This window comes from Pseudofrankia inefficax (assembly GCF_000166135.1).
Classification (GTDB): domain Bacteria; phylum Actinomycetota; class Actinomycetes; order Frankiales; family Frankiaceae; genus Pseudofrankia; species Pseudofrankia inefficax.
In genome coordinates, this window is sequence record NC_014666.1 from 7,424,411 (window position 1) to 7,444,866 (window position 20,456).

At 74.2% G+C, this 20,456-nt stretch carries 17 protein-coding genes; 9 read left to right on the forward strand and 8 right to left on the reverse strand.

The window, feature by feature from the left end:
- Window positions 1–30: 30 nt before the first annotated feature.
- On the reverse strand, window positions 31–1,380 hold the full coding sequence (locus FRAEUI1C_RS29990) for a CpaE/TadZ family protein (protein WP_013427138.1): 1,350 nt from the start codon (window positions 1,378–1,380) through the stop codon (window positions 31–33).
- Window positions 1,377–2,240, reverse strand: coding sequence for an SAF domain-containing protein (locus FRAEUI1C_RS29995; RefSeq protein WP_013427139.1), 864 nt, complete (start codon window positions 2,238–2,240; stop codon window positions 1,377–1,379). Before FRAEUI1C_RS29995 ends, FRAEUI1C_RS29990 begins: the two co-directional genes overlap by 4 nt.
- A gap of 482 nt (window positions 2,241–2,722) precedes the next feature.
- Between FRAEUI1C_RS29995 and FRAEUI1C_RS30000 the strand changes: the two genes are divergently transcribed.
- Window positions 2,723–2,959 carry a helix-turn-helix domain-containing protein gene (locus FRAEUI1C_RS30000; protein WP_013427140.1) on the forward strand — a complete coding sequence of 79 codons (237 nt, stop codon included), beginning with the start codon at window positions 2,723–2,725 and terminating at the stop codon, window positions 2,957–2,959.
- A gap of 147 nt (window positions 2,960–3,106) precedes the next feature.
- Here FRAEUI1C_RS30000 and FRAEUI1C_RS30005 read toward each other — a convergent pair whose 3' ends face one another.
- On the reverse strand, window positions 3,107–3,676 hold the full coding sequence (locus FRAEUI1C_RS30005) for a hypothetical protein (RefSeq protein WP_013427141.1): 570 nt from the start codon (window positions 3,674–3,676) through the stop codon (window positions 3,107–3,109).
- A gap of 553 nt (window positions 3,677–4,229) precedes the next feature.
- On the opposite strand from FRAEUI1C_RS30005, the gene FRAEUI1C_RS30010 reads away from it, so the two are divergent.
- Together FRAEUI1C_RS30010 and FRAEUI1C_RS36805 are read left to right on the forward strand one after the other, a co-directional pair.
- Window positions 4,230–5,987, forward strand: coding sequence for a hypothetical protein (locus tag FRAEUI1C_RS30010; RefSeq protein WP_157735093.1), 1,758 nt, complete (start codon window positions 4,230–4,232; stop codon window positions 5,985–5,987).
- 29 nt (window positions 5,988–6,016) lie between these two features.
- Complete coding sequence (locus FRAEUI1C_RS36805; protein WP_013427143.1) at window positions 6,017–6,802, forward strand: Rv3235 family protein; 786 nt, start codon at window positions 6,017–6,019, stop codon at window positions 6,800–6,802.
- Between the two features lie 51 nt (window positions 6,803–6,853).
- Here the strand turns inward: FRAEUI1C_RS36805 and secA are convergent, their stop codons facing one another.
- On the reverse strand, window positions 6,854–9,793 hold the full coding sequence (gene secA, locus FRAEUI1C_RS30020; protein ID WP_013427144.1) for a preprotein translocase subunit SecA: 2,940 nt from the start codon (window positions 9,791–9,793) through the stop codon (window positions 6,854–6,856).
- A 225-nt stretch (window positions 9,794–10,018) separates the two neighbouring features.
- On the opposite strand from secA, the gene FRAEUI1C_RS30025 reads away from it, so the two are divergent.
- The gene (locus FRAEUI1C_RS30025) at window positions 10,019–10,585 is read left to right on the forward strand and encodes a GNAT family N-acetyltransferase (protein ID WP_013427145.1); all 567 of its coding nucleotides are present in this window, start codon (window positions 10,019–10,021) and stop codon (window positions 10,583–10,585) included.
- Between the two features lie 30 nt (window positions 10,586–10,615).
- Here the strand turns inward: FRAEUI1C_RS30025 and FRAEUI1C_RS30030 are convergent, their stop codons facing one another.
- The 3 genes from FRAEUI1C_RS30030 to FRAEUI1C_RS30040 form a co-directional block, all read right to left on the reverse strand.
- On the reverse strand, window positions 10,616–11,329 hold the full coding sequence (locus FRAEUI1C_RS30030) for a response regulator (protein WP_013427146.1): 714 nt from the start codon (window positions 11,327–11,329) through the stop codon (window positions 10,616–10,618).
- Between the two features lie 473 nt (window positions 11,330–11,802).
- Window positions 11,803–12,654, reverse strand: coding sequence for a ribosome hibernation-promoting factor, HPF/YfiA family (gene hpf / locus FRAEUI1C_RS30035; RefSeq protein ID WP_013427147.1), 852 nt, complete (start codon window positions 12,652–12,654; stop codon window positions 11,803–11,805).
- A gap of 399 nt (window positions 12,655–13,053) precedes the next feature.
- Window positions 13,054–13,962 carry a ComF family protein gene (locus FRAEUI1C_RS30040; protein WP_198318656.1) on the reverse strand — a complete coding sequence of 303 codons (909 nt, stop codon included), beginning with the start codon at window positions 13,960–13,962 and terminating at the stop codon, window positions 13,054–13,056.
- A 189-nt stretch (window positions 13,963–14,151) separates the two neighbouring features.
- Here FRAEUI1C_RS30040 and FRAEUI1C_RS30045 point away from each other — a divergent pair, with 189 nt between their 5' ends.
- From FRAEUI1C_RS30045 to FRAEUI1C_RS30065, 5 genes are read left to right on the forward strand one after another with little or no spacing between them, the layout of a single operon-like run.
- Window positions 14,152–15,285, forward strand: coding sequence for a hypothetical protein (locus tag FRAEUI1C_RS30045; RefSeq protein ID WP_013427149.1), 1,134 nt, complete (start codon window positions 14,152–14,154; stop codon window positions 15,283–15,285).
- Window positions 15,285–15,947, forward strand: a complete 663-nt coding sequence (locus FRAEUI1C_RS30050; protein WP_013427150.1) for a DUF4129 domain-containing protein — start codon at window positions 15,285–15,287, stop codon at window positions 15,945–15,947. Before FRAEUI1C_RS30045 ends, FRAEUI1C_RS30050 begins: the two co-directional genes overlap by 1 nt.
- Window positions 15,944–17,353 carry a DUF4350 domain-containing protein gene (locus tag FRAEUI1C_RS30055; RefSeq protein ID WP_013427151.1) on the forward strand — a complete coding sequence of 470 codons (1,410 nt, stop codon included), beginning with the start codon at window positions 15,944–15,946 and terminating at the stop codon, window positions 17,351–17,353. Before FRAEUI1C_RS30050 ends, FRAEUI1C_RS30055 begins: the two co-directional genes overlap by 4 nt.
- Window positions 17,350–18,588 carry an AAA family ATPase gene (locus tag FRAEUI1C_RS30060; RefSeq protein ID WP_013427152.1) on the forward strand — a complete coding sequence of 413 codons (1,239 nt, stop codon included), beginning with the start codon at window positions 17,350–17,352 and terminating at the stop codon, window positions 18,586–18,588. The genes FRAEUI1C_RS30055 and FRAEUI1C_RS30060 overlap by 4 nt, the downstream gene beginning before the upstream one ends.
- Window positions 18,589–18,594: 6 nt before the next feature.
- Window positions 18,595–19,923, forward strand: a complete 1,329-nt coding sequence (locus tag FRAEUI1C_RS30065; RefSeq protein WP_013427153.1) for a DUF58 domain-containing protein — start codon at window positions 18,595–18,597, stop codon at window positions 19,921–19,923.
- A 33-nt stretch (window positions 19,924–19,956) separates the two neighbouring features.
- Here the strand turns inward: FRAEUI1C_RS30065 and FRAEUI1C_RS30070 are convergent, their stop codons facing one another.
- Window positions 19,957–20,412: an SRPBCC family protein gene (locus FRAEUI1C_RS30070; RefSeq protein ID WP_013427154.1), complete on the reverse strand. Its 456-nt coding sequence runs from the start codon at window positions 20,410–20,412 to the stop codon at window positions 19,957–19,959.
- Window positions 20,413–20,456: the final 44 nt, after the last annotated feature.

A 20,456-nucleotide genomic window follows, 5' to 3' on the forward strand; every position in this document is an offset into this window, starting at 1 on the left:
AGCGCCCGGCCCGTGGCGCCGCGTGCCGTCTCAGCGGCGGGCGTTGAGGCGGCGGCGCTGGCCGCGTGGGACGCGGCCGGCGAGCCGCGACGCCAGGTCACGGATCGCCACCCGCGCGGGTGAGGTCGGGGCGATGTCGCGCAGCAGCTGGCCGGCGGCCTGGGCGGAATCGAAGGCGGCCAGGTCGTAGGGCACCAGCGCGATCGGCTCGGTGCCGGTGTGCCGGTTCAACGCCCGGCTGATCTCGCGGCGCGGATCGCCGCCCGCGACCGAGGCACGCAGCCGGTTGACGACGACCAGCGGCTCGACCCCCGGCACCAGCTCGCGCAGGTCGGCGAGCCCGCGCACAAAGCGCACGAGCGCGACCGGTTCGGCGGAGCTGACGGCGATCACGGTGTCGGCCGCGGCCAGCACGGCGTGGGTCGCGCCGTTGCGCCGGGGCGCCGAGCTGTCGTAGCTCAGCTCCTCGTCGGCCTCCAGGCAGAAGCCGCAGTCGACGATGACGAACTGGGCCAGCCGCCTGGCGAGGTCGAGCACGTTCTCCAGCGCGCTCGGCCGCAGCTCGGGCCAGCGCGACGGCCGGGCGATCCCCGGCAGCACCCGCAGCCCGCCGCCCAGGTCCCGGCACAGCACGGCCAGCCGCGGCACGTCGAGCATCCCCTGGTTGGCGGCACGGGTGGCGGCGGCGAGCCCCGGCGCCTCCTCCAACAGGCCGACGAGCTGGCCGATCGAGCCTCCATAGGAGTCGGCGTCGACCAACAGGGTGGCGGCGCCGAGGTCCGCGAGCTCGGCGGCCAGACCCAGCGCCAGGGTCGTCCGCCCGGGCGCGCCGGTCGGACCCCAGACCGCGACGACCCGGCCCGCTTCGAAAGGGGCCGGGTCGGTCTCGTCGAGGCGGGCCTGCGCGTCGCCGAGCGCGGGGTCGCCGAGCAGCGGCGGCTGCCTGGTGCCGTAGCCGGCGATCGGATCGCTGTACCCGCGGCTGATCGAGACCGGGCCGATCGCCGGCCGGCCCGTCAGCGCCTTCGCCGCCTCGACGACCGCGCCGGCGACCTCGTCGGCGGTGGCGTCCGTCGTGATCACCGCGACGACCCCGAGCTGGCGCAGCCGGCGGTCACCGTCCTCGTCTCCCGGCGCGATCAGCCCGACGACCGCGACGTTCGCCAACGCGAGCCGGGTCAGCGCCTCTCGGTCGAGCCGGCGCAGGTCGGCGGACAGCAGCGCCGCCCGGGCCGCGCCGGTCGTCGCGGCCGCGAGCAGGTCCGGCAGGTCGACGCAGCGGCGCACGACGGTGACGCCGAGATCGGTGCGGTCGAACGCCGAGACCAGCCCGGCCTCGACGACGGCGTCGGTGACGGCGGTCAGGATCGGCAGGCTCACCGGCCGTACCCCGGCGCGGCCGTCGGTCCGGTGGCACCTACCTGGCCCTGCCCGTCACGGACCAGCTTCACGACGTCGACCCGGCCGCTCTGCGACGCGGCGACCGCGCGGATCGCCGCGTCGACCGGCACCCGCAGCGTCAGCGACCGATCGCCGCTGGCGATCCGCTGCTGGCCGAGGAACTCAACGTCGTGAAGAACCAGTACCTCGGCGCCGGCACCGCCGACCGCCGGAGTACCCACGCCGGTCGACTGGCCCGTCGCGGTCGACTGGCCCGTCGCGTTGCCCGTGCCACCGGAACCGCCGGTCCCGCTGCTCGCGTCGCCGGCACCGACGGCCCCGGAGGCCTGGAAGACGTAGACGTCGACGTGGTCGCCCGGGGCCAGGTCGGGCAGGCGGCCGGCCTGGACGACGATCGGGACGAGCCGGGTGGCCGCGGTGTCGGGCCCCGCGAAGTCGGACCCGCTGATCAGGTCGCCGGCGCCGACCGGGCGCGCGAGCGTGCCGCCGACGACCTCCTTCAGCCGCCGGCCCGGGTAGTAGCGCCCCGCGGTCGCGTCGGACAGCTGGGCACGCACGGTGACCAGATCGCCGGCGCTGACAACGTGCCCGGCGGGCAGGTCGGCCTTCGCCGCCACCCAGGCGGACGTCCGGTCCGCGGTCGCGAACAGCCGGGCTCCCAGCACCACCGAGACCAGCACGATCAGAATGCCGAAGATCAGCCGACCGTCCCGCCAGCCGCGGCGGCCGAGCCGGCGAGCTGGCGGGGACGGCGGGACGATCGGGTCCGCTGACCTTCCGGAGGGACCGCGCCCACCCGGCAGGGACCCTGGGCCAAGCGCGGGCGCCAGGTCGGTCACCGGTGATCTCCTCATCCTTGCGATGTTCACGCTGTGCGCTCAGCAAACGACACAGACACGAACACACCGTCGCACAACGTACGTGACCCGAGACCACATCGTGCCACCGCGTCAATCGCTGCCAAAGGCGATCCATCGGATCCCGGGCCGGATGCCTGGTTGGACGCTTGACGCGCCCTGGACGTTGGCTCGCCCGGCCCAGCGGCTTCTCGTTCGTCAGCTCACGTGGTGACGAAGGGACCAAGCCGATAGACGCTCCGCGGCCAAGCCGACGTCTTCACACCACGATCGACAGCCAGCAGAGTCAGTTATCCACAACCGAAAGCATCCGAACGCGTTCTCCGGCGAGAAACTGGTACACAGTTCCTAGGCCATCCGCCCACCTCCGACCTCCGAGGAGCAGCACAGCCGGTCGCGGGAACACCCCGAGCTGAGCCGCGACCGGACGCCCCGGAGGCCGACCGGCGCCAGGGGGCAGCCAGATGAACGACCGATTTCTGCAGCTCAGCGACGTGGCGGAGATTCTGAACATCTCGGCGTCGCAGACGTACGCCCTGGTCCGCAGCGGCGAGCTGCCGGCGATCAAGATCGGCGGACGAGGCCAGTGGCGGGTCGAGCGGACCGAGCTGGAGGCCTACATCCAGCGCGCCTACGAGCAGACGCGGGCGTTCGTCCTGGCCAACCCGCTCAGCCGCCACGAGGCCGTCCCCGAGGACTAGGACTGGGTCGGTGCTCTCGTGTGGTCTTGATCGTGGTTTTGGCCCTGGGACGGTCGTGATGGGGGGTTTCCGCGACCGCCCCAGGGCTCAAACGGCGATCACGACCGGCGCGGTGGACCGCGATCCAGACGGCGGGGCTGGGTGGCCTCAGGCGATGCGGCGCAGGAAGGCGATCGCGGCGAGCGGGATCACGCAGGCCTCGACGTCCCGTGGCCGGCGGAACTCGCCGGGCGTGTGTTCGGCGACGTCAAGGAAGTCGGCGCCGACGCGGTCCACGGTGCCGTTGACGATCCGGCCGTCGGCGAGCGCGATCCGGCACTCCGACCGGTCCCGCGCGACCTGGCGGAGCACATAGCGCAGGTCCAGTCGGGCACCCACCCGGCCCTCGTGGCCAGGATGCGCCGCGTCCCCGCTCAGCCCGCGAACCACCAGCACCGACCGCAGCGGGACCAGCGTCTCGGCCCTCCGCTGGTCCTCGACGAGTAGCCAGTCGACCCCGAGCGCCGTCAGCCGGCCGACGAGAACGCCGCGCTCGGCCGACGGAAGGCCACCGACCTCGACCCGCACCTGGTGGCCGACCGCCGGGCGCAGCCGGTCGATCAGCCGGAGGAACCCAGCCTCCCGCCGGCCACGGTCCGCGACCTCGACGGCAAGCTCCGCGGCCTCCAGCGCCTCCCACTGCGCGTCAAGATCCGCGAACAACGCCTCCCAGCGCACGCTGCCTCCCGTTTCCTCCGTCAGGGGGTGGTTGCCGCGCGGCCGTCCCGGCTCGCCCGGGTATCGCCAGGCGCGCAACCTCCCGGTCCGCTCGGCCGTCCCGACTCTGCGACCCGTCGCGTACCAAGGGTTCCGCCAGTACGAGAGCCGCCGGCGCCGCGGTCACCCGGCCGGGCGCCGACGCCCGACCATCCGAGCGGCCCGACCATCCGAGCGGCCCGGAGGCCGCACCACCATGCCACCCCACCCGGCCCGAGCGGAAGCACCGGTCCGATACCAGTGCAGACGACCAGGATTGACACATAGCCGCCGGGGAGTTACACAAGCAAACCGAGGCAAACGCACGCTCTCGGAAGATTCGATCGCGGGGGACGGCGGTGACGACGCGACAGCCCGGCCATCGTGGCCAGCCGTCGTCCCCGCGGTCGCCGAGACCGGGCGGCGGGCGGGCACCCTCGGCGTCACCCGCGCCGACGGCGGCGTGCGGGTGGCCGCGGCGCCGGCTGGCCGCACCCCAGGCCCGGTCGAGCTCCTGAGCAGGAAGCGAGGCGAGATGAGATCGATCCAGCGCGCGCTGCGGCCAGTCCTCGGGATCGCGGTGGCCGGCGGCGTCGCGGCCGTGCTGCTCCTCGCCGGGCCCGGACTCGCGGACCTGCCGGCGAGCGTGTCCGACGTCCCGGACTGGTTTCTCTCGGCCCCCGAGAACGCGCTGGTCACGGTCGTGGCGGCCGCCGCCTGGGGCTGCCTGCTGTGGCTGTGCCTGGGCGTCGTGGTCGGCTCGTTCGCCGCGCTGCCCGGGGCCGTCGGTCGCACGGCCGGCCGGCTGGCCGGCTGGATGCTGCCGCGCGCGCTGCGGCGGGCGCTGGAGCTCAGCCTCGGCCTCACGCTCGTCGCGGGCAGCGCGAGCGGACTGATCGCGGCCACTCCCGCCCTGGCCAGCGTGCCCGATGGTGGCACCGTCGCCGCCGCGAACGCCTGGCCCAACCTGTCCGCGCCCGGCACCGGATCGGGTGGGGCCTGGCCGAACCTGGCACCGCCGCCAGGCAGCTCCGCCCCGGCCGCCGCGTGGCCCGACCTTTCGGTGCCGACGGGCACGGCCGCCACCAGGCCACCGCCGGCCCCAGCACCTCCCCCCGCCAGCCAGGCGCCCCGCGCACAGCCGCCCGCCCGCACCCAGCCCGCCGCCCCGCCACCGCCGCCGGCACCTGCCCAGCCAGCCCCGGCCGCCCAGACCGCACCTCCCATCCAGACAGCGCCCCCGGCCCAGACAGCGCCCCCCACCCAGACCGCACCCCCGAGCCAGACGGCAGCACCCACACAGGTCGCAGCTCCCACGCCGTCGGCCTCTCCGGCCGAGACCGCACCCCCGAGCCAGTCGGCGTCTCCGGCACAGACGGACGCTTCGAGCCAGACGGCAGCACCCACGCCGTCGGCCTCTCGCACCCAGGCGCCGCCTCCGACTCAGACAGCGCCCCCTGCCCAAACAGCGCCCCCGGCGCAGACGGCGGCGCCAGTCACGTCCGTGCCGGCGGTCACCGCGGTACCGACGCCGGCTGTCAGCGCCTCGGCCGACGCCGCGGCCACGACAGCGCCGGCGGGCGACGCGGCGGGCACGGGCGCCCCCTCGGCCGACGGGCGGGACGAGATCCCCACCGTCGTGTTCACCCTCACCAGCCAGGCCTCGCCGGGCCCGGCCGCTTCGACCACCCTCCAGACGGGCGCCCCTGACCCCGGCGTCCCGTCGCCCACCTCGGCCAGCTCCGCGACGGCCGAGGGCTCGTCACCGACGGCCACGTCCTCGACGGCCGAGCCGTCGCCGACGGCGCCGCCGAGCTCGACCACGATCTCGCCGACCACCCCCGCGAGCCCGACGCCCTGGACACCCACCGTCACGGCGTCGACCACCATCGACTGGCCGTCCGCCGCCCCCGCTCCGCCCTCCGCCAGCACGCCCGCCACCAGCACGCCCGCGACGACAGCGCCGGCCACGGCGGAACCGGTGTCCGGTCCGGCCGCTGGCTGGCCAGACCTGTCGGCGCCGGTGGGCACGCCCGCGGCGGAGCCGACCGTCCCCTCGGCACCGCGCGGCATCGGCGCCCCGGCCGGCGGCGACACGGCCGCGGCCGAGGTCGTCGTCCTGCGCGGCGACTCGCTGTGGGAGATCGCGGCCCGCCGTCTCGGCCCGGCCGCCACCGACGCCCAGATCGCCGCCGAATGGCCGCGATGGTGGGCGGCAAATCGGGACGTGATCGGCCCTGACCCCAACCTGATCCGTCCCGGTCAGCGGCTTCGGCCGCCCGCCGGGCCCTGACCCCGCCCAGCCGAGGAGATCCACACGCGATGACGACGCCCCCCGGCTCCGGCTGGCCGGCCAGGTCGACCGAGCCTCGCCGCGCGCTGCGGGGCCTGCCGGCGTTCGCCACCGACCCGCCCTACGACGACGAACTGTCCGACACCGCGCGGCCCCGCGATCAGACGGCGGGCCCGGACCGGACCTTGATCGAGGACCCTCCCCGCGCCGCCGGCCAGGCAGGAAGGCGCACGGTCGTGCCAGGGGCCCGTCGTGGCACCGGCACCGCGAGCTCGTCGCGCGGCCGCGGTGGGCGGCACGGCACTGGGCCGAGCCATGGCCTCGCCGACAGCAGTCGGGGGCCCGGCGACAGCCGGCCGCCGACACCGACGGCAGCCGCCGACGCCGGCTCTGCGCGCGACCATCCCCGAACGACGGACGATGCCCCGTTCCTCGCGTCTTCCGGACGCACGATGACGACGACCCGGCGCGCACCGACGCGCATCCCGCAGCAGGCTCGCGACAGCCGATTCCGCGAGAGCCCCGGGCCGGCGGCGACGATCGTCGTCCGGGCGATCGTCGAGGTGCTCGCCGGCGTACGGCCGGTCGCCCACCTGGCTGGCTGGGCGACGCCGCAGCTCCAGACCGCACTGGAACGGTTCGGCGGTCAGTACCCCGGGCGAAGCATGGTCCGCAGCATCCGGATCAGCGAACCCAGGGCCGGAGTCGCCGAGGTCGTCGCGGTGATCAGCCGGACCGACCGGGTCGCGGCGCTCGCCCTGCGCATGGAGACGACCGACGGCCGTTGGCAGGTCACCGCCCTCCAGATCGGCTGAGACCCCCGCGAGGCGTCCCGCGGGGGTCTCACGCCGGTGTCGGGCAGGCGGTCAGGGCCGCCGGGCGGGGTCGCCGTGGCAGCGCTTGTACTTGCGGCCGGAACCGCACGGGCACGGCGCGTTGCGGGCCGGGCCGCCGCCGCGCTCGGCGTTGCCGCCCGTCCCACCGCCGGACCGGTCGTACGACGTCACCGAATCCTGGCCTCCGTCGACGGACGGCGCCGAGTACTGCAGGCCCCCGCTCACGCGATGCGGCTCGAGTCCCTTGACGAACACGGGTGGCGGGGCAGGAGCGGCCGGCGGCTCCGGCGGCGCGGTCCTGGCGGCGGCCGGCGACGGGCCGGCCGGGCGGCGGGCTCCGCCCCGGCCCGAGGTACGCGACCCGTTGGCCCCGTTCGGGGCGGCCGGGGCCTGCTCGGCCGGCGGGTTCAGCGGGGCGAGCGGAGCGGGCGCCTGCAACGACGGACCCGGGGCCGCGGCGGCGTCGTCCCGGCCGGCGACCTGGACCTCGACGTTGAACAGGAGCCGGACCGACTCCTCCTTGATCCCGTCCATCATGGTCTGGAACATCGTGTAGCCCTCGCGCTGGTACTCGACCAGCGGGTCACGCTGCCCCATCGCCCGCAGGCCGATGCCCTCCTGCAGGTAGTCCATCTCGTAGAGGTGCTCGCGCCACTTCTTGTCGAGCACCGCGAGCACGACGCGCCGCTCCAGCTCGCGCATCACGGCCTCGCCGTCCGGCCCCTCGCCGAGCTCGGCCTCGCGGCGGTCGTAGGCGTCCTGCGCGTCGGTCTGGATGTCCTCGGCCAGCATCTCGGCGGTCAGGCCGTCGCGGTCGTCGGTCGCGGGCGCCTCGACCCCGACGGGGTAGAGCTGGCCGAGGCCGGTCCACAGGGTCTCGAGGTCCCAGTCCTCCGCGAAGCCCTCGGCGGTGGCGCCCTCGACGTAGGCGGTGACGGTGTCGTCGACGAAGTGGCGGACCTGCTCGTGCAGGTCGGCGCCCTCCAGGACCTTGCGGCGCTCCTCGTAGATCACGGTGCGCTGCTTGTTCATGACCTCGTCGTACTTGAGGACGTTCTTGCGGATCTCGAAGTTCTGGCTCTCGACCTGGGTCTGCGCGGACCGGATGGCCCGCGTGACGATCTTTGATTCGATCGGCACGTCCTCGGGGATCTGCAGCCGGTCCATGATCCCTTCGACCGCGGACGCGTTGAACAGCCGCATCAGGTCGTCGCCGAGGGACAGGTAGAACCGGGACTCGCCGACGTCGCCCTGCCGGCCGGCACGGCCACGCAGCTGGTTGTCGATCCGGCGGGACTCGTGGCGCTCGGTACCCAGCACGTACAGGCCGCCGGCCTCCAGGACGTCGTCGTGCTCGGCCTTGACCGACGACTTCGCCTTCTCCAGTGCCTCCGGCCAGGCCGCCTCGTATTCCTCGGGCGTCTCCAGCGGGGACAGGCCGCGGCCGCGCAGCTCTCCCTGGGCGATGAACTCGGGGTTGCCGCCGAGCATGATGTCGGTACCACGGCCGGCCATGTTCGTCGCGACCGTGACGGCGGCGCGCCGGCCGGCCTCGGCGACGATCAGTGCCTCACGCTCGTGGTTCTTCGCGTTGAGCACCTCGTGGCGCACGCCGCGCTTGGTGAGCTGCTTGGACAGGTACTCGGACTTCTCGACGCTGGTGGTGCCGACGAGAACGGGCTGGCCATTCTCGTGGCGCTCGGCGATGTCGTCGACGACCGCGTCGAACTTGGCGACCTCGGTCTTGTAGACGACGTCCGGCTGGTCCTCGCGGATCATCGGCTTGTTCGTCGGGATCGGCACGACGCCAAGCTTGTAGATCTGGTGGAACTCGGCCGCCTCGGTCATGGCCGTACCGGTCATTCCGGACAGCTTCTCGTAGAGCCGGAAGTAGTTCTGCAGCGTGATCGTGGCGAGGGTCTGGTTCTCCTGCTTGATCTCGACGTTTTCCTTCGCCTCGATCGCCTGGTGCATGCCCTCGCTGTAGCGCCGGCCGTGCAGCACGCGGCCGGTGAACTCGTCGACGATCAGGACCTCGCCGTCGACGACGATGTAGTCCTTGTCCCGCTTGTACAGCTCCTTCGCCTTCAGGGCGTTGTTCAGGTAGCCGACGAGCGGGGTGTTCACCGACTCGTAGAGGTTCTCGATCCCGAGCTGGTCCTCGACCTTCTCGACACCGGACTCGGTGATGGCGACGGTGCGCTTGCCCTCCTCGACCTCGTAGTCGACGTCGCGCTTGAGCGTCGGCGAGATCCGGGAGAACTCCGTGTACCACCGGGTCGGCTGGTCGGACGGGCCGGAGATGATGAGCGGCGTCCTGGCCTCGTCGATGAGGATCGAGTCGACCTCGTCGACCACGGCGAAGAAATGGCCGCGCTGGACGAGTTCCTCGCCGCTCCACGCCATGTTGTCGCGCAGGTAGTCGAAGCCGAACTCGTTGTTCGTGCCGTAGGTGATGTCGCAGGCGTACTGCTGGCGGCGCGCCGCGGGCGGCATCTGCGGGTGGATCACCCCGATCGTCAGCCCGAGGAAGCGGTGCACGCGGCCCATGTTCTCGGCGTCGCGCTGGGCCAGGTAGTCGTTCACCGTGACGATGTGGACGCCGTTGCCGGCGAGCGCGTTGAGATAGGCCGGCAGCGTGGAGACCAGGGTCTTTCCTTCACCGGTCTTCATCTCGGCGATGTTGCCGAGGTGCAGCGCGGCGCCACCCATGATCTGCACGTCGTAGTGACGCTGGCCGAGCGTGCGCCGGGCCGCCTCGCGCACGGTGGCGAACGCCTCCGGCAGCAGCGAGTCGAGCGTCTCCTCACCGTCGGCGAGGCGCTGGCGGAACTCGTCGGTCATGCCGCGCAGCTCGGCGTCGGAGAGGCCCGTGAAGTCGTCCTCGATGAGGTTCACCTGGTCGGCGATCGCGGCGAGCTTGCGCAGGATCCGTCCTTCGCCGGCGCGCAGGACCTTGTCAAGTAGCACGAGCGGGGCTCCTCCGGCTGGCATGTCGGCGAACTGGCCAACACCACGATGCTAGCCCTTCTCAGTAGTCCAGCTTGGACCTGCGCGCCGACCTGACGCGACCGCGCGGACACAGCGCGGCCAGACGGCGCCTTCGGCCCGTCACCACCACCCGGGACCACCCCCGGCGCACGGCGGTCGGCACCTGACACCATCAGGGGTAACCGTCGTCGGATCGGAGGCGTCATGCCCGCGCTGGAGCCGGTCGAGATCACCGCGGGCTCACTGCATCTACGGCCGTGGCGGCCCCAGGACGCGGCCGACGTGTTCGCGGCCTGCCAGGACCCGGACATCCAGCGCTGGACGATGGTGCCGTCGCCCTACACCCAGGCCGACGCGGTCACGTTCGTCGAGCGGGTCGCGCCGATCGGCTGGGCCACCGGCACCGCCGCGCAGCTGGCCGTCGTGGACGCCACCACCGGCGGCCTGCTCGGCTCCATCAGCCTGCAGGACATGCGGGATGCCGACGGGATCCTCGGCGTCGCGCCCGGCGGGACCGCCGAGGTCGGCTACTGGTGCGCGGCCGAGGCACGCGGTCGCGGTGTCACCACCAACGCGGTCCGGGCGCTGTGCCGGTGGGGATTCGGGGCGCTGGAGCTGACCACGATCCGATGGCTGGCGCTGGTTGGGAACGAGCCCTCGCGGACGGTCGCGCACCGGGCCGGGTTCACCGTCGCGGCCGAGCCGCGCCCGCTGCTGAACCCCCGCGCCGGCGAGATCGCCGAGTTCTGGACCGGCACCCTGCGGCGCTGACCGCCCGCGCGGGCCCGCGCCCGCAAGGCCTCAGGTGATTTCGAGCAGCTTCTCGCGGACCGCGTAGACGACGGCTTCCATCCGGGAGTGCAGCTGGAGCTTCTCCAGGATGTTGCGGATGTGGTTCTTGACCGTGTTCTCGCTGATGAAAAGCTGCTTGGCGATGTCGCGGTTGTTCAGCCCCTTCGCGACGAGCCGGAGCACCTCCATCTCCCGGTCGGTCAGGCGTGGCGTGGGGAGCTGGGGGCGGTCGTCCTTGTTCTTGATCATCGACGCGAACTCGCTGAGCAGCTTGGACGCCATCGACGGGCTGATCAGGCTCTGGCCGTTGTAGACCGCCCGGATGTCGGCGGCGACCTCGTCGATCGAGATCTCCTTGAGCAGGTAGCCCATCGCGCCGGCCTTGATGGCGTCGTAGAGGTCGGCCTCCTCGTCGCTGATCGTCAACATGACGATCTTCGCGCTCGGGACCGCCTCCTTGATGGCGCTCGTCGCGTCGATCCCCCCGCGCCGCGGCATCCGCACGTCCATCAGAACGATGTCCGGCGCCATCTCACCGGCCATCGTCACCGCCTCCGAACCGTCCGCGGCCTCCCCGACGACCTCGATGTCCGGCTCCTGCGCGAGAACCATCTCGAGCCCGCGGCGGAACAGCGCGTGGTCGTCGACGATCAGCACTCGGATCGGGTTCTCCTCCGATGGCGCGCGCGGCGCCTCGGGCGAGCGCTGCTCGTCCACCGTCATCTGGCCTCCCTAGGACCCCTGCCGGCAAGGCGGGCGGTGGCACGGACAGCGGATCCGCCCCGGAATCGTCCGGGCCCCACGGAATCCCCAGCGCATGGACGCAGTTCGCCCATGAGCCGGCACGACGGTCAGAGCCGGATCCATCCGGCCGGACCACCGATGCCGCCAGCAGCATCACCCAACGCAGATGATCCCACGTCGACCGGGCGAACCGGTCGTCAGACGGTGGAAAACCCTATCGGCGCCTCCGCGCCCATCGCCCGGCTTCGCCGCGGTCATCGGAGACACGCCCGACCTGGGCCAGACCAGCAGGTTCGCGACGACCGCCGGACGCACCGGCCGGCCGACCCGTGGCGCGACTCACCAGAGCCCCGCCCGCGCCGGCCGGCCAGCCCGGTCCTACCAAGATCGCCGAACATCAGGCCCATCAGCGGCAGACCAGACCGCCCAAGGCCGGGAGACCCCTGACGAGGTCAGCTCGGGACGGCCGCCGGTTCACGGTCCTCATCGGAGGCCCGCGCCGGATCGTCGGCGTCGATCAGGTGGATGACGCCGTAGTCGTAACCGCGGCGGCGGTAGACGACGCTGGCGCGCCCGGAGGCGGCGTCCTGGAACAAGTAGAAGTCGTGGCCGACCAGCTCCATGTTCGACAGCGCGTCGTCCAGCGTCATCGGCTCGGCCCGGTGGGTCTTCGTCCGCACCAGCATGGGCGAGCGGTCCGGCAGGTCGTAGCGGTCCTCGAACCCGTCGGGCGTGGGGTCGTCCTCGTCCCACGCGTCCGCGCGGCCCGCGCCGTTCTCCTTCACGCCGGGCTGCCTGTGCGCCTTGCCGGCGGGACTCGGTACGCCGTTGCCGGCCGGGCGGGTCCCGTCGCCGGACGGCAGGGATTCGGCGGTCCGGGCGGGCGACGGTAGCCCGCCGCCGGCGTCGACCCGCCCGTTGGAGGGGATGGCGACGAGATCGTCGTGCGGGATCGGCGGTGGCCCGACGTAGGCGCGCCCGTGGCCGTTGTTGCCGTGCTTGTGGTCGGTGCGACGCTCGGACGCCCGGCGTAGCCGTTCGGCCAGCTTGCCGGCAGCGCCGTCGAGCGCCGAGTAGGGGTCGGCCGCGGCCGCCTCGGCGCGGATCACCGGCCCCCGCGTGTAGACCGTGAGCTCGACGCGCTCCCGGACATCCGCCATGCGCTTGTTGGGCTCCCGGGACAGTTCCACATCGACCCGGATGACCTTGCCGTCGTAGCGCTCAAGCTTCGCGAGCTTGGTCTCGACGTGACTGCGGAACCGTTCCGGAACCGCCGTGTGCCGGCCCTTGACCACAATGTCCACGCGATCCACCTCCCGTTCACCGACCGGGTGATTGGCGCGCGGCGCGGGCGCTCGCCCGCGCCGGGCCGACACCCGGCAGCCCGGTGCTGGCACGGGCCCGGGGCGGGCCCGTCCGAGCCGGGTCACCTGTACGTACTGGCTGTCCCCCACTTCGTGGCTCGTCCGGGGCGGTGGGTAGCCCACCTCGGACAAGCGTTCTCCCTGGTTGGCCGTATGGCCAGCCTGCTGCCGCGCCGAGACCGGGAGAAGGCGTTCGCCCGTCGTCCCGCGTGGTCTCGGCCCCTACTACCCCGACTTTCACTCCCGTATGTCGCGATGTGTCCCTTCCGCCGCATTGCCCGGTCAGGAGCGCCTCGACGGCCGTTTGGTCCACCCCGGACCCCGGTAGGCCATCTAGTGTCACCCTTCCGGTACCCCCTTGGTGGGCAATCGGACACGTGGGCGTGCCGCAGATGCGCCGGCCGGTCCGAGCACCGCGGCGACCGTGGCCACCGCGCCTACCCGCACCCGCGCCAGGCGTAGCGCCCGCACGGCGTCCGCGGCCGTCGCGCCGGTCGTCAGCACGTCGTCCACGACGACGATCTCAAGGTCGCCGAAGGCCGGATCGCCGACGCGGGCGGCCGCCGGCCGGGCCGCGAACGCGCCGGCGACGTTCGCGGCCCGCTCGAGCGCGCCGAGGCCGGCCTGGTCGGCCGTCCGGCGGGCCGGCCGCAGCAGTGGCGCGACCCAGGTCGGCGTGCCCGCCGCGCGGGTCAGACCGGCCGCGATCGTGGCGAGCCGGCCTACATGGTCGAAGCCGCGTCGCCGTCGTGCCGCCGCGCTCGCCGGCACCGGTACCAGCAGGAGCGCCCGAGAACGCGGCGCGGCGCGCACGGCGAGCACGGCCCGCGCCAGGGCGGCGCCGAGCGTGCGGGCGACGTCAAGCCGGCCGCGCTCCTTGTAGGCGATCACGAGCGAACCGGCCGGCCCGGCGTAGCGGGCCGCCGCCGCGCAGGGCGGCAGACCTCGCCGCCCCGGGGTGGCCTCGGGGCCCGGGGCGACGAGGATCGGGGGACCGGACAGCGCCGCGCCGCACTGCGCGCACACCGCGACAGCACCGCGCCCGCAGGCCGCGCAGGCCCGCGGCAGCACCAGGTCACCCAGCGCCGCCAACGCGCCACGGATCTGCCGGCCCAGCGGCGAGGGCGGGCGGCCCTGAGCCTCGGCCGGCACCGGGCGAGGCCCCCCGGCTACCAGCTGGGCCGGCAGTGGGCCTGGCCCGGGCTGACGGGGTGCGCGAGGCGCCCGCGCGGTGAAGGATCCGGTCACTCGGGCAGGATGAGCCCGAACCAGACGGCGAGGCCAGCGGGAGCGACGGCCTGTGGACAGTCGCGGGCCTGTGGACAACAGACCCGTAGACAAAGGCCGCGAGCCGGACGTCGGCCATCCGACGGCCGCCGGTCCCATCGACGCCGGCTCTGCGAGGATGTACCGGATCTTCCGGACGAAGGAGTGCGCATGGCCGTTGGAGGGCCGGTCACCGACCCGTCTCCATGGCCGTACGCACCCCCGCCCGCGGTGGCGACACCCGGGGCGGGCCCGGGGCCGGCCAGCTGGGCGGCACCAGGGTCCGACGAGGCCCCGGCGCGAGTCGCGGATCTCCCGTCACCGTCCACCCGGCTGGCCCCACCGACCGCCGCCGTGCCGTTGCGCCCCCTGAGCGTGAGCGAGATCCTCGACGGCGCGTTCGTGACACTGCGGACCAACCCGGGCGCGACGCTTGGTCTCGCGTTCGCGACCAGCGCGGTCCTCCAGCTCGTCTTCTCGCTCGTCGGGCTGGCCGCGCGGGACCGGCCCTTCTGGTTCTACGCGCTGCTGCAGGCCGTGCTCGGCGGCCTGCGGCTGATGCTGGTCGTGCTGCTGGCCGGGGTACTCGCGATCGTCGTCGCCGAGGCCAGCCTGGGACGGCGGATCACGGTCGGCGCCGCGGCCCGGCAGGTCGCGCCCCGAGTCCCCGGACTCCTCGTGATCACGATGGTGATGGCCGCCGTGACGCTGGGTGGCCTGGTCACGCTGGGTGCGCTGTCCCTCTGGCTCGGGGTCACGTACTGCCTGGCCACGCCGGTCTACGCGCTGGAGGGCGGAACCGTCCTGCAGGCACTGCGCCGCTCGCGGTCGCTGATGCGCGGGGCCTGGTGGCGCACGCTCGGCGTCCTCGGTCTCGGCGCGCTGGTCGCCGGGACGCTGGTATTGGTCATCTCGGTGCCCGTCAGCCTGTTCACGTCGTTCGGCTCGCTGACGAACTCGGACGGGGTGCCGACCACCGGCGGCCTGGTGGTCCAGGCCTTCGCCGGCTTGTTGATCACCATGGTGGTCACTCCGGTGCTGTCCGGTGTGATCGCGATCCTTTATCTGGACCGTCGAATCCGGCGCGAAGCCCTCGACGTCACCCTGGCCAGGGCCGCGGCGACGGGTAACGGAGGGCCCGCGGGCGCGCCGGTGACGGTGCTGCTGGCGACCCCCGCGTTCGCCCTGACGCCCGCCACCCCGTCGCCCGGCCCACGCCCACCCGCCGGCCCGACCGGCCCGCCCGGACCACCTGGCCCGCCCGCGGGCTGGGCGCCAGACCCGCCGCCTGGACGGTGGTCCTGATGCCCGCGCCGTACGGCGGCCCGGTCACCCGACCGGGCGCCCAGGACGAGGCCCGCCGGGAACTGTCCCGCGGCATCTACGGACGCCAGCACCCGCACCAGCCTGGCTGGCTGCACCGGGTGGTCGACTGGATCGACCACCTGCTCAGCAAGATCTTCATTCACACGCAGGGCTCCGGCGACTACACCGGACTCGGCCTGCTCGCCGGTGTGCTCGTCGTGGTCGCGCTCCTGGTGGTGCTGCGGCTGTGGCTCGGCCCGATCCGCCGGTCGGCCCGCTCGAAGGCGCCGGACACCGACCTCGCGAGCCTGCTGTCGGCCAAGGCGTTGCGCGCCGAGGCGGAACGCCTGGCCCAGGCGGGCCGGTACGCCGAGGCGGTGCGGTCCCGGCTGCGCGCGATCGTGCGGATGCTCGAGGAGAAGGGCGTGCTCGACCCGAGGCCCAGCCGGACCGCCGGCGAGCTCGTCACCGAGGTGGCCGCCGTCGGCGTGACCGGGCAGGACGAGCTGCGCCTCGCCGTCACGGTGTTCAACGACGTCTGGTACGGCGGCAGGCCGGCCGACGCCACCGGCTACCAGGCCGTGGTCCGCGCCGACGAGGCGCTCACGTCACTGCGCGGCGGCGACCGGCAGCCGGATCCGACCCAGGCGGTGCCGGCGTGACCGCCCCGGCCGATCTCGCGCCGGAGCCCGGCCTGGCGACCCCCGCGGGCTCGACCTTCCAGCCCACCGCGCCGCGGCCGGCGTCGCGCCGACGGCTGGTCCGCGTGCTGGCGGTGTTCGCCGCGCTGGCCGTCGTCTACGGCGTGATCGCGGCCTTCATCGGCGGCTCGTCCGACGGGGACACGTCGCTGGACACCACGTCGCCGAGGCCCAACGGGACGATGGCGCTGGCCCAGATCCTCGGCCATCGAGGCGTCACGGTCCGCGCCGGCGACGACGTCGCGACCGCGCTGGACCAGTCGACCGGCCCGGTCGGGACGAGCCCCGAGCGGACCTTCGTGATCGTTCACCCCGGCCGGCTCAGCGGCCCGACCCTCAGCCGGCTGTCCGACTGGGTCGCCGGCGGGGCCGATGTGGTCCTCGTCGAGCCGGACACGACCGTTCTGGACGCGCTGCGGCTGCCGGTACGCACCGTCGACGCGGGCGCCACGATCGGCCCGCTGCCCCCCGGCTGCCCGCTGGCCGAGGCGACCGCCGCCGGTACCGCGACCATCTCGCCGTCGACCTTCTACGGCCGGCTGACCGGCGACACGGCGGCGACGGCCACCTTCTGTTACCGGCCGACCGAGCGGGCCGCGGCCCTGGTGGTGGCGCGGCCGGCGGGGGGCCAGGGCCGCTTCGTCCTGCTGGGTGGCTCGGCGTTTCTCACCAACCGCCACCTCGACCAGGACGGCAACGCGGCGCTCGCGCTCGGCCTGCTCGTCCGCCACCCGGACCTGGAATGGGTGATCCAGCGGCGGGCCAGCTCGGACCCGGTCGACGGCAAGGGCGCGGTGCACCTGCTGGGGCCCGGGTTCTGGCTGACCTGCCTACAGTTGCTGATCGGGCTGGTCCTGCTGGCGCTGTGGCGCGGGCGACGGCTCGGGCCACCGGTCCCGGAGCCGCTGCCGGTGGTGGTCCGGGCCGCCGAGACGACCGAGGGCCGCGGCCGGCTGTACGCGGCGGCCCGTGCCCGTGACCTGGCCGCCGAGGCACTGCGCGCCGGCCTGCGGGCCCGGCTGGCCGACCGGATGGGTGTGGCGCCGCACGGCGAGCGCGGCGCGGTCGGCACCGTGCGGGCCGGCGGTGTGGTCACCGAGATCACCGGACCGGACCCGGGCACGCTCGTCGCCTCTGTCGCCGAACGGACCGGCCGACCGGCGATGACTGTCTGGACGCTCCTGTACGGTTCGGGCGGCCCAGCCGCCCCGCTCCTGGGCCCCGGTGGCTCGGCCCCATTTCCGGGCCCCGGAGTCTCGGGCGGGCCGCTGGCTGTGGCCCCCGAGCCGCCGGAGCTGGACGACGCCGCGTTGCTTCGGCTCGCGGAGGCACTCGACGACCTCGAACGACAGGTTGGTGGAAGGTGACAACTCCGTACCCCGGTGCCCCCGTTCCCGGCGCTCTCCCCTCTTCCGAGGACGCCGGATCGGAGACGCTGCGCGCGCCGCTCAGCCCGGTCGCGCCGCCCGTCGCGTCGCACCCGACCGGTCCGCAGGCCGTCGCTCCCGCGCAGTGGGGACCGACGCCCACCCCGCCGGTCGCGCCACCGCCGCCCGCGGCCGCGCCACCGCCGGCCTACCAGGCCCCCGCGTACTACCCGCCACCCCCGGCCGCGCCGGCCCCGCCACCGGGGACGCCCACGGCGGCCGAGCAGGAGGCGGCGCGGGCGGCCCTGATCCGGTTGCGCACCGAGGTCGGCAAGGCCGTCATCGGCCAGGACGCCGCGGTCAGCGGCCTCGTCGTGGCGCTGCTCTGCCGCGGCCACGCGCTGCTCGAGGGCGTCCCCGGCGTCGCCAAGACACTGCTCGTGCGCACCCTGGCCCGGGCGCTCACGCTGGACACGAAGCGGCTGCAGTTCACCCCCGACCTCATGCCCGGCGACGTGACCGGCTCGCTGTTCTACGACACCAAGACCGGCGAGTTCGGGTTCCGCCCGGGCCCGGTCTTCACGAACCTGCTGCTCGCGGACGAGATCAACCGGACGCCCCCGAAGACCCAGGCCGCGCTGCTGGAGGTCATGGAGGAGCGGCAGGTCAGCATCGACGGCACCCCCCGCCCGCTGCCCAGCCCGTTCGCGGTGCTGGCCACCCAGAACCCCGTGGAGCACGAGGGCACCTACCCGCTGCCCGAGGCCCAGCTCGACCGGTTCCTGGTGAAGGTGACGCTGCCGATGCCGCCCCGGGACGACGAGATCAAGGTGCTCGCCCACCACGCGGCCGGCTTCGACCCGTCCGATCTGGACGCCGCCGGGGTCAGCGCCGTCGCCGGGCCGACCGAGCTAGCGGTGGCCCGCGCCGGGGCCAGGGCCGTGCAGGTCAGGCCGGAGGTGCTCGCCTACATCGTCGACGTGGCCCGCGCGACGCGCAGCCAGCCGTCGGTGCTGCTCGGGGTCTCACCGCGTGGCGCGACGGCGCTGCTCGCGACCTCCAAGGCCTGGGCCTGGCTGTCCGGCCGGGGCTACGCGACCCCGGACGACGTGAAGGCACTCGCCCGCGCGACCCTGCGGCACCGGATCAGCCTGCGCCCCGAGGCTGAGCTCGACGGCGTGACCGGCGACCGGGTGCTCGAGCAGGTACTCGCGACCGTGCCCGTCCCCCGCTGACCTCGGATGGCGATCACCGGACGGGCGGTCGGCTGCGCGTTCCTGGGCGCGCTGGCGGTCGCGCTCGCACCGGCTCCCTGGCTGGTGCTGCTGGGGGTCAACCTGCTGGTCGTCGTGCTGGTGGCGGTGGATGTCGCGCTGGCCGGCTCGGTCCGGCCACTGGAGCTGACCCGCAGCGGGCCGCGGGGCGCGCGGCTCGGCCAGCCGGTTCCGCTGGTGCTGACGGTCGGCAACAAGGGCGAGCGGACCGCGCGGCTGCGGATCCGGGACGGCTGGCCGCCGTCGGCCGGCGCCCGCCCGGCCGTCCACAAGGTCACCGTGCCCGCCGGTGAGCGGCGGTTCCTGGAGTCCACGCTGTACCCGAGCCGGCGGGGCGACCGGGAGCCGTACCGGATCACCATCCGGTCGCTCGGCCCGCTGGGGCTGGCCGGGCGGCAAGGCCGTCATCACGTGCCGTGGCGCGTTCGGGTGCTGCCGCCGTTCCACTCCCGGCGGCACCTGCCGGCGGCGCTGGCGCGGCTGCGCGAGGTCGAGGGCCAGGTGGCGATCCGGGGCGGCGGCGCCGGCTCCGAGTTCGACAGCCTGCGCGACTACGTGATCGGCGACGACGTCCGCGCGATCGACTGGCGTGGCACCGCCCGGCGGGGGGCCGTCGTCGTGCGGACCTTCCGGCCGGAGCGGGACCGCCGGGTGATCTGCGTCCTCGACACGGCCCGCACCTCGGCCGGCCGGGTCGGCGCGCTGTCGCCGGACGGCGGGCCCGGGCTGGGCGGCGTGCCGAGGCTCGACCACGCGCTGGACGCCGCGCTGCTGCTCGCCGCCGTCGCGTTGCGGGCCGGCGACCGGGTCGGCCTGGTCGCGCACGACAGCGAGGCCCGGCTGGTGCTGCCCGACTCGGCCGAGGCGAACGTGCTGACCCGGATGAGCGAGGCCATGGCGACGCTGGAGCCAGCGCTCGTCGAGACCGACCACGACGGCCTGGTCTCGACCGTGCTGCGCACGGCGCGTCGGCGCTCCCTGGTAGTGATCTTCACCGAGCTGGTGCCGGCGGTGGTCGAGGAGTCGCTGCTGCCGGCGCTGCCGGCGCTGACCAGCCGGCACACCGTCCTGGTCGCCGCGCTGCGCGACCCACGGCTGGCCGAGCTCGCCGCCGGCCGCGGCGATGTCCGCGCGGTGTACGCGGCGGCGGCGGCCGAGCAGACCCTGCTACGGCGACGCCAGCTCACCGAGGAACTGCGCGGGCGCGGCGTCGAGGTCGTCGACGCCGGCCCGGCCGGTTACGCCCCCGCCGTCACCGACGCCTACCTGACGCTGAAGTCGCTCGGCCGGCTCTGAGGCGCCTCCGTGTGGAGCGCCCAGGCGGAGAGATCACCGTTCGCAGCGGCGCTTGAGCCCCTGGGCCTCGGTGTCGACGTACTGGCGGGTCTGCCGGCCGGTGAGCAACCCGACCACAGGCGCCAGCGGGCCGGACTGGCGGACGCTGAGGGTCACCGTCACGCCGAGATCGTCCGCCCTGTCGATGCGGTGCTCGGCGACCGTCGTCACGCCACCGCTGCTGGCCGACCAGGAGAAGAAACCGCCCGGGGACCAGTCGAGGACGGTCCAGCTCAGCGTCGGCATTCTCGGCTGCTTGATGCTGACGACATCACCCTTGGTGAGCTCGCCGGCCGGTCCGTCCGCGCCGGGCACGTACTCCGGCGCGGATTCCACCCGGTCCACCCGGCTGACCGTCGGCGTCCATTCCGGCCAGCGTTCGACGTCCCGCAGCACGGCCCATACCTGGTCCGCGGTGGCGGCGATCCGCACCGAAGTCTCGTAGTACACGGCGTCCTCCTGACGTCCCTTCTACCGGCCCTGAACCGGCCCCC